The 14,719-nt window shown below is 57.5% G+C and carries 19 protein-coding genes and 1 pseudogene; 13 read left to right on the top strand and 7 right to left on the bottom strand.

What is annotated here, in order from left to right; genetic code table 11:
• Positions 1 to 45 precede the first annotated feature (45 nt).
• Complete coding sequence (locus R8G34_14135; protein ID MDW3224002.1) at positions 46 to 516, bottom strand: hypothetical protein; 471 nt, start codon at positions 514 to 516, stop codon at positions 46 to 48.
• A 174-nt stretch (positions 517 to 690) separates the two neighbouring features.
• Here R8G34_14135 and R8G34_14130 point away from each other — a divergent pair, with 174 nt between their 5' ends.
• From R8G34_14130 to R8G34_14105, 6 genes are all read left to right on the top strand, one after another.
• Positions 691 to 978 carry a hypothetical protein gene (locus R8G34_14130; GenBank protein MDW3224001.1) on the top strand — a complete coding sequence of 96 codons (288 nt, stop codon included), beginning with the start codon at positions 691 to 693 and terminating at the stop codon, positions 976 to 978.
• Position 979: 1 nt separating this feature from the next.
• Positions 980 to 1,654, top strand: a complete 675-nt coding sequence (locus R8G34_14125; protein MDW3224000.1) for a hypothetical protein — start codon at positions 980 to 982, stop codon at positions 1,652 to 1,654.
• A 32-nt stretch (positions 1,655 to 1,686) separates the two neighbouring features.
• Positions 1,687 to 2,310 carry a 5,6-dimethylbenzimidazole synthase gene (gene bluB / locus R8G34_14120; GenBank protein ID MDW3223999.1) on the top strand — a complete coding sequence of 208 codons (624 nt, stop codon included), beginning with the start codon at positions 1,687 to 1,689 and terminating at the stop codon, positions 2,308 to 2,310.
• A 22-nt stretch (positions 2,311 to 2,332) separates the two neighbouring features.
• Positions 2,333 to 3,109 (top strand): HpcH/HpaI aldolase/citrate lyase family protein, encoded by a 777-nt coding sequence (locus tag R8G34_14115; GenBank protein ID MDW3223998.1) that lies wholly within the window; start codon positions 2,333 to 2,335, stop codon positions 3,107 to 3,109.
• A 70-nt stretch (positions 3,110 to 3,179) separates the two neighbouring features.
• A complete protein-coding gene (locus tag R8G34_14110; protein MDW3223997.1) occupies positions 3,180 to 4,202 on the top strand; it encodes an aspartate-semialdehyde dehydrogenase in 1,023 nt (340 codons plus the stop codon).
• A 277-nt stretch (positions 4,203 to 4,479) separates the two neighbouring features.
• Positions 4,480 to 5,250 carry a VPLPA-CTERM sorting domain-containing protein gene (locus R8G34_14105; protein MDW3223996.1) on the top strand — a complete coding sequence of 257 codons (771 nt, stop codon included), beginning with the start codon at positions 4,480 to 4,482 and terminating at the stop codon, positions 5,248 to 5,250.
• Between the two features lie 125 nt (positions 5,251 to 5,375).
• Here R8G34_14105 and R8G34_14100 read toward each other — a convergent pair whose 3' ends face one another.
• From R8G34_14100 to R8G34_14085, 4 genes are read right to left on the bottom strand one after another with little or no spacing between them, the layout of a single operon-like run.
• The gene (locus R8G34_14100) at positions 5,376 to 5,786 is read right to left on the bottom strand and encodes a hypothetical protein (protein MDW3223995.1); all 411 of its coding nucleotides are present in this window, start codon (positions 5,784 to 5,786) and stop codon (positions 5,376 to 5,378) included.
• 36 nt (positions 5,787 to 5,822) lie between these two features.
• The gene (locus R8G34_14095; GenBank protein MDW3223994.1) at positions 5,823 to 6,134 is read right to left on the bottom strand and encodes a transcriptional regulator; all 312 of its coding nucleotides are present in this window, start codon (positions 6,132 to 6,134) and stop codon (positions 5,823 to 5,825) included.
• A gap of 4 nt (positions 6,135 to 6,138) precedes the next feature.
• Entirely contained in the window at positions 6,139 to 7,116 is a 978-nt protein-coding gene (locus R8G34_14090) for a sodium-dependent bicarbonate transport family permease (protein MDW3223993.1), read from the bottom strand.
• A gap of 57 nt (positions 7,117 to 7,173) precedes the next feature.
• Positions 7,174 to 7,824 (bottom strand): carbonic anhydrase, encoded by a 651-nt coding sequence (locus tag R8G34_14085; GenBank protein ID MDW3223992.1) that lies wholly within the window; start codon positions 7,822 to 7,824, stop codon positions 7,174 to 7,176.
• A 146-nt stretch (positions 7,825 to 7,970) separates the two neighbouring features.
• On the opposite strand from R8G34_14085, the gene R8G34_14080 reads away from it, so the two are divergent.
• From R8G34_14080 to R8G34_14070, 3 genes are all read left to right on the top strand, one after another.
• Entirely contained in the window at positions 7,971 to 8,351 is a 381-nt protein-coding gene (locus R8G34_14080; GenBank protein ID MDW3223991.1) for a hypothetical protein, read from the top strand.
• Positions 8,352 to 8,413: 62 nt separating this feature from the next.
• The gene (locus tag R8G34_14075) at positions 8,414 to 9,799 is read left to right on the top strand and encodes a leucyl aminopeptidase family protein (GenBank protein ID MDW3223990.1); all 1,386 of its coding nucleotides are present in this window, start codon (positions 8,414 to 8,416) and stop codon (positions 9,797 to 9,799) included.
• An 11-nt stretch (positions 9,800 to 9,810) separates the two neighbouring features.
• Entirely contained in the window at positions 9,811 to 10,587 is a 777-nt protein-coding gene (locus R8G34_14070) for an NlpC/P60 family protein (protein MDW3223989.1), read from the top strand.
• On the opposite strand, the gene R8G34_14065 is transcribed toward R8G34_14070, so the two are convergent.
• On the bottom strand, positions 10,584 to 10,931 hold the full coding sequence (locus tag R8G34_14065) for a DUF2794 domain-containing protein (GenBank protein MDW3223988.1): 348 nt from the start codon (positions 10,929 to 10,931) through the stop codon (positions 10,584 to 10,586). The genes R8G34_14070 and R8G34_14065 overlap by 4 nt on opposite strands.
• A gap of 110 nt (positions 10,932 to 11,041) precedes the next feature.
• Between R8G34_14065 and paaI the strand changes: the two genes are divergently transcribed.
• The 3 genes from paaI (at position 11,042) to R8G34_14050 (ending at position 13,610) form a co-directional block, all read left to right on the top strand.
• Positions 11,042 to 11,485 (top strand): hydroxyphenylacetyl-CoA thioesterase PaaI, encoded by a 444-nt coding sequence (paaI, locus tag R8G34_14060; protein MDW3223987.1) that lies wholly within the window; start codon positions 11,042 to 11,044, stop codon positions 11,483 to 11,485.
• Complete coding sequence (gene paaK / locus R8G34_14055) at positions 11,482 to 12,780, top strand: phenylacetate--CoA ligase PaaK (protein MDW3223986.1); 1,299 nt, start codon at positions 11,482 to 11,484, stop codon at positions 12,778 to 12,780. Before paaI ends, paaK begins: the two co-directional genes overlap by 4 nt.
• A gap of 320 nt (positions 12,781 to 13,100) precedes the next feature.
• Positions 13,101 to 13,610 carry a VPLPA-CTERM sorting domain-containing protein gene (locus R8G34_14050; GenBank protein MDW3223985.1) on the top strand — a complete coding sequence of 170 codons (510 nt, stop codon included), beginning with the start codon at positions 13,101 to 13,103 and terminating at the stop codon, positions 13,608 to 13,610.
• Between the two features lie 307 nt (positions 13,611 to 13,917).
• Here the strand turns inward: R8G34_14050 and R8G34_14045 are convergent, their stop codons facing one another.
• Positions 13,918 to 14,145 carry a hypothetical protein gene (locus R8G34_14045; GenBank protein ID MDW3223984.1) on the bottom strand — a complete coding sequence of 76 codons (228 nt, stop codon included), beginning with the start codon at positions 14,143 to 14,145 and terminating at the stop codon, positions 13,918 to 13,920.
• 14 nt (positions 14,146 to 14,159) lie between these two features.
• Here R8G34_14045 and R8G34_14040 point away from each other — a divergent pair.
• Positions 14,160 to 14,576 (top strand): annotated as a pseudogene (locus R8G34_14040) (integrase core domain-containing protein).
• The last annotated feature ends 143 nt before the right edge of the window (positions 14,577 to 14,719 follow it).

The following is a 14,719-nucleotide window of genomic DNA, read 5'->3' as shown; positions in this document are numbered from 1 at the left end:
AAGCCGACAAAGGGGAGACCCCACCGGCTTTGCATCGGCACGTTCTTAGCGACGCGCCAATTGGTATCCGTTCTGACGCAAGCATCGCGCCTCATATCCGCGCCCCTGACCGCGCACCCGCACCTTGCAGTTTTGCGGCAAACGGTTCGCGAATTTGTAGCTTTGCTGCAGGCAGCGCTGTCCGAAATACCGCACCCGCCCCTGCCGCGTGTCAGCACTGCGCAAACAATTGCCCGGCAACAGCTTGCGATTGGCGCGTTTGGGAAGCGGACGCGGTTTGAGATTGTAAACCTGATTGTTGTAGCTCTGAACCGGGGGGTTGTAGGTCTGACGCGTGACCGTATTGCGTTGGTCTTTGCGCTTGTTGTGATCATGGATGACTTTACCCACGATGGCGATCCCGGCGATCGCCGCCAAGGCCCCCAGCACATTGTCGTTTGCCCGCGCCGGGGCGTTGCCGATCGTGGTGACGGCGAGGGCGGCAGCGACGATTGTGGCGATGAATTTGCGGTGCATGGGCGGGTCCTTCCAAAGTGTTTTTATGTTGCCCGGCAGTGTGTCGGGTCTGTCTCAAACAATCTGGGTGCACTGCCCTCGGACAGGCAATATCGTCGCGATGTTATCGGATAACACGGGTGCAAATCCCGCTTTGTTATTGAATATCGACGGCGGCGCGCGCAGGTTGCGGCCATGAAACATATCACTTTGATCTTTAGCCTTGTGGCCGCCCTTGCCCTTGCCACGCCCGGCCATGCCGCCGGATGTTATGCTGATTACAAGGCCAAACAAGACAATCCCCTGCGTCTGCATTACGGCGTGGCGCAGGTTTCCCAATGTTCGGCGGGTGCGGCGCGCGATGAGCTTGCCGCCCGCTTGGCAGCAGAGGGCTGGACCTTGCTGAACATCCTTTCCGTCTTTGATGAAAGCGGGCTGGCAGAAAGGAGGCAAAGTGCAGGACAAAACTACCTCCGCTTCTGACATGCGCCGCTCGGGTGGGCGGATCGTGACCTTTGGGATCGCGGCCATTGTCGGCATTCTGGTGCTGGCCGCCGCCCTGTTGTTCTGGGCTCTGCCCGACGCCAATGCGTTCAACGCGCGCGTGGAACAGCTTTTTGTGGAAAACAATGACCTCACCGCGCAGGCCGAAATCAAACTTCTGGAAATACTTGCCCAATCGGGCACCGCCTTTTCCGATACCTTGATGAGCTATCGTCTGGTGATCTTCGTGCTGCTGGTGTTTGCCACGGCGATGCTGATCGCGGCACTGGTCTTTCTGGTGTTTCTGGTTGGGTTCAACCGCCGCATGGCGCAGATCGAGCGCGCTGGCATTCAGGTCAATTCCCTGCTGATCAGCCGCGAGGAAAACACCGTTTACCTCAACAACCTTGGTTTCAAACTGACCGATGCGGCCATGGAAACCATGTCCGTGCTGGCCGAGGCGCGCATGGATGATGACGTGCTTTCTGGCTCTGAAATCGAAGGCGTGATTTCCGGGCGCGCCTCGGCTGAGTGTGACGAGGCGGCGGGTGCCACGCGCATCAAACGCTTGCGCGATACGCTGGGCAATCAGATCGTGGCGGAGTTGCTGGTGAAGAACATCGCGCGGCGCGGCTATATGCTCGCCATTGATAAAGACGTGATCAAGGTGCTTTAAGCGGCTGGGCGACACATAAGGAAGCGCCCCTGATGGAACTGACCCGCGCGCATCGCGAGGCTTTGGACGATCTGCTGACATGGCGGCGCGACATCCGCCATTTCCGCACCGATCCCATTGACGCCGCTGTGCTGGACCGGCTGCGCGCCCGGATGGACATGTCGCCGTCGGTGGGCAACGCCCGGCCCTGGCGCGTGATCCATGTAACCAGCGCGCCTTGTCGCGCGGCTATCACCGACAATTTCGAGACCTGTAACAAGCAGGCCGCCGAAAATTACGCCGATGATGCCCGGCGCGACTACCTCGCCCTCAAACTTGCGGGATTGCGCGAGGCGCCGGTGCATCTGGCCGTGTTCACGGATCTGGCGGTGGCCGAGGGCAAAGGCCTTGGGCGCCAGACCATGCCCGAAATGCTCAGCTATTCCACAGTGATGGCGATTCACACGCTGTGGCTTGCCGCCCGCGCGGAAAACATCGGGCTGGGATGGGTGTCCATCCTTGATCCTGTGGTCGTGGCGCGCATTCTGGATACCCCATCTGATTGGTCGCTGACCGGATATCTGTGTCTTGGCCACCCCGAAACCACCTCCGACACCCCCCTGTTGCATCGCACGGGATGGCAGGAAAACACCGCCCTCCCCTGGCAAACCCGCTAAGACCTCAAAAAAGGAACACACCATGCCCGCGCCTCTCAATACCTTCAAAAAAGCCCTCCTCGGGGGCGAGACTCTCTTTGGTTGCTGGATGAGCATGGCGGAAAGCTATACCGCCGAAATCCTTTCCGGCGCGGGCTTTGACTGGTTGCTGATTGACGGGGAACATTCACCCAATGACATCCGCTCGATCCGCGATCAGGTCGTCGCGCTCAAAGGCTCAAACAGCCACCCGGTCGTGCGCGTCCCCGTGGGGGAGACGTGGATCATCAAACAGGTGCTGGACGTGGGCTTGCAAACCGTCCTGGTGCCCATGGTGGAAACCGCCGATCAGGCCCGCGAGCTGGTGCGCGCCTGTCATTATCCGCCAAATGGCACGCGAGGCGTTGGTTATGCTGTGGGGCGTGTGTCAAATTTTGGCCAGATGGAAAACTACGGCCCCACCGCCAATGAACAAATCTGCCTGCTGGTGCAGGTGGAAAATAAAACCGGGCTGGATAACCTTGACGAAATTCTGGCTGTGGACGGCATCGATGGCGTATTCATCGGCCCCGCCGATCTTTCCGCCAGCCTCGGCTATCTGGGTCAGTCCATGCACCCGGACATGCAGGCCACGATTATGGCCGCGCTGCGCAAAATCGACGCCAGCGGCAAGGCGGCGGGCATCCTGACCCCGGATGATGCAATGATTAAGGCCTCGCTTGAGGCGGGCGCACGGTTTGTTGCGGTGGCGATGGACATTGCGTTGTTGCTCAACTCCGCGAAATCCGTGGCCGCAAAATGGCAGGACACGAAATCGTAACGGGTCTTTCCCTTAACCCGCATCGGGTATAAGACGCGCGCACCATCCCTTTCGTATTGGAGTAAAACAGATGGGTTACCGCGTCGTTATTGCGGGCGCCACAGGCAATGTGGGCCGCGAAATGCTGAACATTCTTTCTGAGCGACACTTCCCCGTGGACGAGATCGCCGTGCTGGCCAGCCGGAAATCTCTGGGAACGGAAGTGAGCTTTGGGGAAAAGACGCTGAAGACGAAGGACCTGGACACGTTTGACTTCACGGGCTGGGACATGGCGCTGTTTGCGGTGGGCTCTGAGGCGACCAAGAAGTATGCGCCTGTGGCGGCCAAAGCCGGCTGCGTTGTGATCGATAACTCGTCGCTCTACCGCTATGATCCTGATGTACCGCTGATTGTGCCCGAGGTGAATGCGGATGCGATCACAGGTTATGCCAAGAAAAACATCATCGCCAATCCGAACTGTTCCACAGCGCAGATGGTTGTGGCTCTCAAGCCCCTGCATGATCGCGCCACGATCAAGCGCGTTGTGGTCTCGACCTATCAATCGGTCTCCGGTGCGGGCAAAGACGGCATTGATGAGCTCTGGGACCAGACGAAATCCATCTACAATCCGGTGGATGACAAGCCTGCGCGCAAGTTCACCAAGCAGATTGCGTTCAACGTGATCCCGCATATCGATGTCTTCATGGATTCCGGTGAGACCAAGGAAGAGTGGAAGATGGTCGCGGAAACGAAAAAGATCGTCGATCCAAAGATCAAGGTCACCGCAACCTGTGTGCGCGTGCCTGTGTTCGTAGGGCATTCCGAAGCCGTGAACATTGAGTTCGAAGACCACCTGGACGAAGACGAGGCGCGCGAGATTCTGCGTGAAGCGCCGGGCGTCATGGTGATCGACAAACGCGAGGACGGCGGCTACGTGACTCCGGTTGAATGCGTTGGCGATTTCGCCACTTTCATCAGCCGCATCCGTCAGGACAGCACGATCGACAACGGCCTGAACCTGTGGTGCGTGTCCGACAACCTGCGCAAAGGTGCCGCGTTGAACGCGGTTCAGATCGCGGAACTGCTGGGCAACCGGGTGCTCAAAAAGGGGTGACGTGATTTCAAGGGTCGATCCGGCGCAAGTCGGATTGATCCGCCATTCCATCAAGGAAGACATACGATGTCTCGCCTGCAACCCGGCGAGGTGTTGCATCGACATAGATCACCGCAATCGCGCAAGAGCGTTTGCAGTATCCTTTAAAACTTACCTCAAATTTATCCGAATAGATGCTGCACCTGAGACGTAGCACTCTTGACCCGTGTTGAATGACTTCTTCGGGGTCGATTGTGAATCCGCATTTGCGAAAACTTTTACGAACAGGAAATGTATCATGTCTTTGTTAACGATTAAATTGGTGACGAAATCCCGCGCAATAGGGCTAGCCGGGATGCTTTCCATTGCGGCCCTCTCTGCGCACGCGGCCAGCCTTGTGACCGTCTTTACCGATCAGGCGCTGTTTGAGGCCGCCATTGCCACACCCGTGACCGAAGACTTCAATGGAGATCGGGTCGAATTCGCCGACAACAGCAAGCGCAATCCTGTTGGATTACAAACAACTGTGGACGTGATTGGCGGCTTTGATGACGACAGCTTCAATGGGATCGACGGAAACGGATTTTTCAACGGCGAAGTGGATTCAAGCCTGGTGGGCAGCGGCGACGGGGAATCCTATGTTTTCAACACAGGCCCCATTTTTGGCTTTGGGTTGGTGGGGCTGCAAAACGACAACCTAACTGACCCTGCCGGGCTCGATCTCGAAGAGATTGGCATCAGCTTTGGCACAGAGAGCTTTTTGCTCAGCGATATTCTAGGCCTGACGAATTCATCAGATGGTCAAAACGTTAATAGCGTCGAAAATACGGATCCGGTGTTCGTTGGATTTCTCTCTACTGACGCTCAATTCGGCTTCAGTCTGTTCCACGGGGATGACGTCGCGCCCGGCGGTGTGGACGGAGGGAACGAAAGGTTTTTTCTCGACGCTCTGATCGTGGATGTGGCCCCCGTGCCGCTGCCCGCAGGTTTACCGCTTTTGCTTGGTGGTCTGGGCGCAATGGCGTTCCTGCGTCGCAAAGCACGTCGTGCCCCGCACGCCCAAGCCTGACGTCTTCGCGCGCTATTGAAACCTATGCAGCTGCGCCTGAGAAAGGCGCAGTTTCTTGATCAAATACAGAGCCTTCTGGTCCAGACCTATCGCGCTTCTGACTGTTGGCGCCAATGACGCCCGGTTCAGATTTCGCTGGGGTTTTTTGGCTTACCGGGGCCGAAACGGCGCAGGAAGGTCACATAGGAAAAACCCAGATCCGACGCGTTGCACAGCCATTGCCCGCTGGTTTCCGTATGCAGAGACAAGCCGCCCCAGGCGATTTTCAGGAAATACCCGTGACGGCGCAGGCGCACATCCAGATCATGCCACCCTTCGGCCTCCGCCATATCCCGAAACAACAGTTTCTGCAGGGCGAAAACCAGCCGTTCATCCGCGGTTTGCGCCTTCTTTTTGACGCCTTTTTGCGTAGCAAGATGCGCCACAAGAAGATCTTCCACGATCTTGCCGACGGTGCCTTCACGCTCTGTTGCCAGATCATGTACGGCCAACACCAGATCGGCAGGCAATTCAATCGTTACGGTACGGCTGTTCATAAGGCCGAGGTTTCCCGAATTATGGTTTAGAAAGTGTTAAAATCTCTCGGCGCGCAGGACTTCGCAGTCAACGATGCTCACGACGCCGATATGACGGTCCACGACACTGAAAGCGGCATCCAGAAGATCATCCAGTTTTTCAGATCGGATGATGCAAATCATCTGCACCATACCACTGGCGCGCCCGATTTCGCCGGCGCGCACCCAATCCCCGGAGCGGCCCGATCCGCCCAGAACCGGCAGCACGGTGAATCCGGTCACGCCAGCTTTGAGAAGAGCCTCGGTCAGACGCGACTGCATGATCGCCTCAATGGTGATTTCGACCCTTTTGGCTTGATGTGTTTCCATGGTGTCAGGCTCCTGTCAGGGCTGTGGCCAACGCGACATATAACGGGATGCCGAGCGTCAGGTTGAAGGGGAATGTCACACCAAGTGACAGTGTGAGGTAAATCGAGGGGTTGGCTTCGGGCAGAGCCACGCGCATGGCCGCAGGCACGGCGATATAAGAGGCGGAGGCCGAGAGCACCATCATCAAAGCGACGCCCCCGGTGGAGAGACCCAGGAGCAACCCTGCCCCAAGGCCGCAGAAGCTTCCGATCACGGGCATCAGGATGCCAAAGGCCAGAACGCCGGGGCGCAACACACCGCTCCCGCCGCGCAATCCACGCCCCGCCACCAGCCCCATGTCCAACAGGAACAGGCAGAGCACACCTTTGAAAGGCGCCACGATGAAGCTTGAGATTTCTGCCAGGCCGTCTTCGCCCGTGGCCCAACCGATGAAAAACGACCCCACCAGTAAAACGATGGACCCGTTCAGCAGGATCTCACGCATGAGATCACCGTCCATACGACGGCTGTCACCGCCGCGCGAAATCAACCACAGCGCGGAGAGAATCGCGGGCGCTTCCATCGCCGCAGCCACGGCAACCATATAGCCCTCCGAAGAAATGCCGCTGCTTTCCAGAACAGAGGTCGCGGCCACGAAGGTCACGATTGAAATCGACCCATAATGCGCCGCAACGGCCGCCGCATCCAGACGCGACAGTTTGGTCATCACCTGCAACAGGGCAAAGGCAATCAGCGGCAGCGCGGCGGATAATATGATCCCGGCCAGAAGCGTCAGACCCAGTTTGGCGTCAATACCATGAGAGGACACGCTGACGCCGCCCTTGAACCCGATGGCAAAGAGCAGATAGATCGACAGCGCTTTGGCCGCCGCTTCAGGAACGCTCAGATCAGAGCGCGCGAGCGAGGCCGCGACGCCCAGCGCAAAGGACAGGATGATCGGAGAGATCAGGTTGTTGCCTGCCAGTGTTAATATCTGTTCCATGAGACGCTCCCAAAAGCTTGGCAAACCGCATAAAAACGTCTGTTCATTTGTGCAAGGTCAAACTGGCTGAAACCGCTGCGTGTCTTTGTTGAAATACTCAAGCCCGCCCTCGCCGATGTCCGTCCAGAGTCCATGCAGGGTCAACAACCCCTCCTGCACGCGCGACTGGATGAACGGAAAGGTCATGAGGTTGTCCAGACTGGTCAGGACCGCATGTTTTTCAAGCTGTTGCGCCTGAACAACCGCATCGTTTTCTGCCGCGACCAGCGCGTATTTGGGGCGCAGAATATCCATCCAGCGGCCCACGAAACTATGCGGGTCTTCCAGTTCAGGCGCCTGGCCCTGACACATGTCGATGCAACCCTTGATGCCACCACAACTGGAATGCCCTAGCACAATCAGATGCGCGACATGCAACATGTTGACCGCATATTCCACGGCCGCGGAGGTCCCGTGATGGTCCCCGTCCGGCTGATAGGGCGGCACCAGATTGGCGATGTTGCGGTGAATGAAAAATTCGCCCTGATCCGCTCCGAAAATCGAGGTGACATGCACGCGGCTGTCACAACAGGAAATCACCATGGCGCGCGGGTGCTGGCCATCACTGGCAAGGCGGCGATACCAGGCTTTGTTGTCTGCATACCCGGTGGCTTTCCAGCCATGATAGCGCTGTACCAGATAGCCCGGAAGCGGCTTTGCGTGATCCATAAACTGTCCCGTTCGTGGTTGCAGTGGCGTGCAACTATACTGCATTCGCATCGAATTCGACGGAAATCAACGGTCCGTATAAACACTTTGGATAGATTTGACAGCCATATCTATCGCGTGCCGTGGGGGCATAAAGGGTGAGTGAAATGGATCAGTTCCTGAAGATCAGGCTGAAAGAAACTATACATGTGGATCAGGATCGACTTGCTGCACTTTACGTGGAGCTTGGCGAAACCGGTGCCGAGGATGTCGTATGCCGTGCGATGGAGGAACTTGCGCTGCGGCTGTCGCATTGCAACCGCCTCTATACCGCGTCCAAGATGGCCGAATTGCGCAAATGTGCGCGGTCCTTGATCGCGATCGCGGATCAGATCGGCATGCATGTGCTGGCGCGTGTGGCCGGAAATGTCATCTCCGCCATTGACAGCGAGGACGATCCCGCAATCGCCGCAACACTGGCGCGGCTCATTCGCATTGGCGAGCAATCCCTGACCGCGATCTGGGATTTACAGGACATTACAATCTGATCCCTTGCGCAGCAGGCGTGACAGTCTAATCTGGGTCAAATTCGCGTGGAAGGCCCCGTTGCATGTCACTACCCCCCTTTGCCGAACCCTCGGACATCGCGCTCCCGCTGCATGTCATCGCGCAATCCGATCTGAAGGACTGGCTGTCAAAACAGCCAGATTACATTTGTGATTGGGTAACAGCACTGGGATTTACCGGGGCTCTGGGCCAGGCTCTTGTGGTGCCGGGGACGCAAGGGGTGCCTGCCATGGCGCTTGCAGGGTTCGGCACAACCGAGACCCGGGCGCGCGGACGGTTTCATCTGGCGGCGGCGGCCGCGAAACTCCCCACAGGTGCATATGACATTGCCTCTGATCTGAGCGAAGATGCGCATGACGTCGAAGCTCTGGGGTGGTTGCTCGCAGGGTATCGCTTTGACCGCTACCGCACGCAGACCGCGATGGCGGCCAGTCTGGTCGCGCCATCCCGCGTCGATGCGCATGCCGTTTTCGCCATCGCAAGCGGTGAAGCGCTGACCCGCGATCTGATCAATACGCCCGCCTCAGACATGGGGCCGGATGATCTTGAGCAGGCCGCGCGCGACCTTGCTGCAACCCATGGCGCAGAGATCAAGGTGATCAGCGGGGATGATTTGCTGGCGCAGAACTTCCCGATGATCCATACCGTCGGACGCGCCGCCAATCGGGCGCCGCGCCTGATCGACATGACCTGGGGCGACAGTGGTCCTCAGATCACTCTTGTCGGCAAAGGGGTTTGCTTTGACACAGGCGGTCTGAACCTCAAACCCGGGGCTTCCATGGGGTTGATGAAAAAGGATATGGGCGGGTCTGCAGCGGTCCTGGGGCTTGCGCATATGATCATGGCCACCGGAGTGAACATCCGCTTACGGGTTTTGATCCCTGCGGTGGAAAATTCTGTTGCGGGCAATGCATTTCGCCCCGGCGACATTCTGATGTCCCGCAAGGGTCTGAGCGTCGAGATTAACAATACTGACGCCGAAGGGCGCCTCGTATTAGCCGACGCACTTGCCTATGCACAGGAAACCGACCCCGATCTGATCGTCTCCATGGCCACACTCACCGGGGCCGCGCGGGTTGCGGTGGGACCGGATTTGGCACCCTATTATTGCGACGACGCCGCATTTTGCGCCGCGCTGGAAGAGGCCGGACAGACGCAGGCAGACCCGGTTTGGCGCATGCCCTTTCACACACCCTATGAGGCCATGATCGAACCGGGTATCGCCGACCTCGACAACGCACCCAAGGGGGGATTCGCCGGCTCCATCACCGCCGCCTTGTTCCTGCGCCGCTTTGTTGACAGCTCTCCTTATGCGCATTTTGACATCTATGGCTGGCAGCCAAGCGATGCTCCGGCCCGCCCGAAAGGCGGCGTTGGACAGGCCACGCGCGCGCTGTTGAAAACAATAAACGACATGACGCAAGAATGAGGGACCCGCGTATGACACCCGACCCCGATCTTGTGAGAGTTTCCGAACTCATGCAGGTCACGCAGCCTATCGCGGAATTGCGCCGCTCGCCGGATGGCCCGCGTGACCGTCAATTGATCTACGGTGACCCGGTTACGGTGCTTAATCACGACGGTTCATGGCTTCTGGCCCGCGCTGAAAAGGACGGCTATTGCGGGTATGTTCAATCGGATGCTTTGGGGCCACGCTGCACACCGACCCACGTTGTGACCGCGCGGTCGACCCAAGCCTACAGTGAACCGCATTTCAAATCGCCCGACCGCGTGAACCTCAGCTTTGGCAGCAAGTTGGTGGCCTCATCGGAAACCGCGACCTTCGTTGAGACCGAACTGGGCCACATTCCGCGCCAGCATCTGCACCGTGTCTCGGACACTGCAACCGATCCCGTTGCCATTGCCTCGCTGTTCCTTGGAACGCCGTATCTTTGGGGCGGCAACTCTGCCTGGGGCCTGGATTGCTCGGCTCTGGTGCAATTTGCCTGCCTCGCCTGCGCCATCCCATGCCCCGGGGACAGTGACCTGCAAGAGGCCACACTTGGGGACAGCCTGCCCCAGGACACACCCTATGAACGTGGTGATCTGTTGTTCTGGAAAGGCCACGTCGCGCTTGTGATGGATCCGCAAACAATCATCCACGCAAACGCGGGTCACATGGCCGTTGCGGAGGAAGGCATCAATGACGCCATTGCCCGCATTCTGGAACAGGGCGACGGCGCGGTCACGGCGCATAAACGCCTGCCCAGCGCCTAGTCGACGGCGCGGATCAGCTTGCGTTCCAGCACGCGCAGCACGGTTTTCAGATCATGGCCTCGGCGCAGAATCTGGCCATCCATGCCCACAACCGAATACATGCCCTGTTTGTCGCGCATCTTGGGCCGCTTTTCGATACGATACATCGGGTTTTCGGCCGTCCGTCGAAACACCGAAAAGATCGCCACCTCGCGTAAACATGAAATGCCGTAGTCGCGCCATTCTCCGGCGGCGACGAAACGACCGTATATGGACAGGATCACCGAGAGTTCCGTGCGGTGAAAGGCAATCTGCTCTGGCGGGAGCTGGTGCAGATTGTGGGGCGGAGGCACCTGATAATTCATGCCCCAGACTTGCGCTCTTCGCGTTCCAAATCAAGCCCCCCTGCTTGCAATATGCCGCCAATGCGGTTCATGTTACGAAAAATGCCGTCGCAGTGTAATTTGGAAACGAAATGACCCCCCAGGCTCGTGCCGAAAAATCCGCAACCCTTATGATGGCTCAGGACCACGCAAGCCGAGGTCTGGCCATGGCACTTGAAGAAATTGCGCCGGGCCATGCGGTTATGACGATGAAGGTAGATCAAAACATGCTTAACGGGCACGGCATCTGTCACGGCGGGTTCACCTTCACGCTTGCGGATTCTGCCTTTGCCTTTGCCTGCAACAGCTACAATCAGCTGACCATCGCGCAGCAGAACCAGATCACTTACGTCGCGCCTGCCCATCTCGGCGACCGGCTGACAGCAACGGCAATTGAGGTCTCACGCACCGGACGATCCGGCACCTATGACGTTACCGTCACCACGGGCGACGGCACGATAATCGCTCTGTTTCGCGGGCTTTCACGCACGGTCAAAGGCCAGCATTTCTCAGAAGATGGAACCCCCACCGGATGAAAGATCTGACTCCCGATCCCGCCACGCTTGATCCCATCGAAATCGCCAGCCGGGACGAAATTACCGCGCTCCAGACGCAGCGTCTTAAATGGTCCCTGCGCCATGCCTATGACAATGTGCCGTTTTACCAACGCAGTTTCGATGCGGCGGGCATCCACCCTGATGACCTCAACGATCTCAGCGATCTGGCACGCTTCCCCTTCACGGTGAAAACCGATCTGCGCAGCCAATACCCCTTTGGCATGTTTGCCGTACCGCGCGAACAGGTGGCACGCATCCACGCCTCCTCCGGCACCACCGGGCAGCCGACGGTGGTGGGATATACCGCGCAGGATCTGCAACACTGGGGCACGGTGGTGGCACGCTCGCTGCGCGCGGCCGGTCTCAAACCGGGCGATCTGTTGCACAACGCCTATGGCTATGGGTTGTTTACCGGGGGCCTTGGCATTCACCTTGGCGCGGATGCGCTGGGCCTTGCCACGGTGCCCATATCGGGCGGTATGACCCCCCGTCAGGTCCGTCTGATCGAGGATTTCAAACCCAACGGCATCACGGTCACGCCCTCCTATGCCCTGTCCATATTGGATGAATATGCCGCGCAGGGGGTCGATCCGCGCGCCTCCTCACTCAATGTGGGGATTTTTGGCGCCGAACCCTGGACCAACGCCATGCGCACAGAGATCGAAAACGCCTTTGATATGCATGCGGTTGATATTTATGGGCTTTCCGAGGTGATGGGTCCCGGTGTATCGATGGAATGTGTGGAAAGCAAAGACGGGCTGCACATCTGGGAGGACCACTTTTACCCCGAAATCATCAACCCGGACACTGGGGAGCTGGTGGCAGAGGGGGAACAGGGAGAGCTTGTTTTCACCTCACTGACCAAAGAGGCCTTCCCGATCATCCGCTACCGCACCCGCGATCTGACGCGGCTGTTGCCCGGCACCGCGCGCACCATGCGGCGGATGGAAAAGGTCACCGGGCGCTCTGATGACATGATCATTCTGCGCGGTGTGAACGTGTTCCCGACCCAGATCGAGGAGGTCCTGATGACCACCCCCGGCCTCGCGCCCCATTTCCAGATCGAACTGACACGCCCTGACCGGATGGATCAAATGCGCATCCATTGTGAAACCACCGAGGGCGGGACCGACACCGATCCGGGCAAGGTCCTCGCGGGTAAAATCAAACAGGTGATCGGCATCAGCGTCGCCGTCACCGTCTCCGATCCCGGCACCGTTCCACGCTCTGAAGGCAAAGCAGTCCGCATTCTGGATCGTCGCGCGCAGGGGTGATGGTTTTGTTTCTTTGAAGTCGGGTTTGATTTTAATGCTCTGACTTTCATGTGGTTTGAAAGGTTTCTTTTCTTAGCAATTGTTTTGGGCACTCAAGGCAAGCTACGAGGTTTTGAAAAGCCGTATGGCTGACCAAAGTGATGTTCAGAAGCCGATTGCTGAAAAATATTACTATCTTTGCTGTGTGTTTTCGTTAGCACTTTAAGCAAGTACGTTAATTTTGACCCGTTAAATCATATCTGAGGTAAAAAATGCGACTTTGCTTTGTTTTCTTCTGTTTAACATTTTTCAGTACGGTGACTAGCGCGAGTGCGATAACATTGAAGCCCGATTTTGAAATCACGGTATCTTTTGATGTTAACGAAAGTAGCATCGACGCGTATGAGTATTGGTGGGACGGCGTGAATTATGACGGCGAGCCACCTTACTATGTCTACTACGACAGACTTAGTTACGTTGAAAACGGCTTTGTATTCAGCTCCGATGATATAGATTTTCTTGATGTAAAAGGAAGTGTGGTTAGCTTTTTCACCCCTCAGACAAATTTTTACGAAGAAGGTCTTTTTGTTTTCGACTTTGAAACGATGATGGGCAAGTTAGATGTCAGAACACGTGGATGTTGCGGCGAGATTTATTACCGATTTAACGGAGAAACCGGCTCATATGATTTCGCGGACGAAGATCAGCCTTTTAGCTATATTGAGAGCGCAAATCTGATCGATGTTAGAGTTGTTGTTTCGCAAGTCCCGCTCCCCGCATCGTTCCCACTATTTTTGGCTGGGATCGCTGGTTTGGGCATGATTGGGCGCCGCCGGCTTACCGGTGGCTGAAGCTATCCGCACGCACTGCGGAATTCGTAGTCTTTGTGTTCCACTTGAAGTGCGTTTTACAAAAGCAAGATTGATAAAGGGCGGGTGTTAAAACTGACATTCGCCCTGTTGTATTCAACGTTTGGTTGGTCCATTGAGCGGCCATTAACCCCTGCGTCACACTCCTTACCGCGCGCCTTGTTCATCCGGGTTTCGGCGTACACTCGGTGTACAGCTTGTGTACAGGTTGTGTACGGGTTGTGCCGCGCTGAAATCCCTTGTTTCACAGGCGTTAACCCAGGATTCGTGCCCATCAGGAAGCGCGGCGTTAACCTTCAGGCGAAAGCCCCCTGACAGAACCAGCCCGAGGACATCCCCCGCCATGCGCATAGAACAGCCAGAGCCGCTGGCCGTCCGTGGTATCCGTCACCCAGTAATCGCGCGTGCCGCTGCGCCAGTTTGGATCCTCCAGCCACCACTCCGGGGCAAGGCGTTCGGGGCCAATCGCGCGCACCCGTTCCAGCGTCTGACCGCGCCAGCGAAACGCCTGCGGCATGCGCGGCGTGTCAGGCGCGCGAACTGGATGCTCTGGTGCGCATCTATGCTAAACCGACCAGCATTGTCAGTGATAACGGGACAGAGTTCACCAGTCGGGCCATCCTAAAATGGGCCAAGGACAACGACGTGGACTGGCATTACATTGACCCAGGGAAGCCGCAGCAAAATGCCTTCATAGAGTCATTCAACGGTAGCTTGCGCGATGAGCTTTTGAATGAGGAGATGTTCGACAGCCTGGACGACGCCCGCAGGAAGTTGGCGCTTTGGCGATACGACTACAACCAAGTCAGGCCACACTCATCGCTCGGAAACCAAACCTCAGCAGAAGCGCGCCGGACGCTTGAGCAATTTGAGGACCCCGCGCCCGGCGCGCTTGCCCAAACCGACAACGACCAATACGAAAACCAGACCTGCAGACTCTCGTTATGAATGAGGGAGCATCAGGGGGCAGGTCAGCATGCATAGGCCCATTCTTGTGGTGGGATGGGCCAATCGGCGTGGGTCAGTGGGCTTTGTGTCCGACCCCTTTGTAGATGGTCAGCGGTTCCTTGGGCTGTGCATTGCCGATAATT

It is taken from the genome of Paracoccaceae bacterium (assembly GCA_033344815.1).
Lineage (GTDB): Bacteria > Pseudomonadota > Alphaproteobacteria > Rhodobacterales > Rhodobacteraceae > Roseobacter.
Note: the sequence above shows the minus strand (reverse complement) of the source record. Positions and strands in the feature narration are given on the sequence as shown.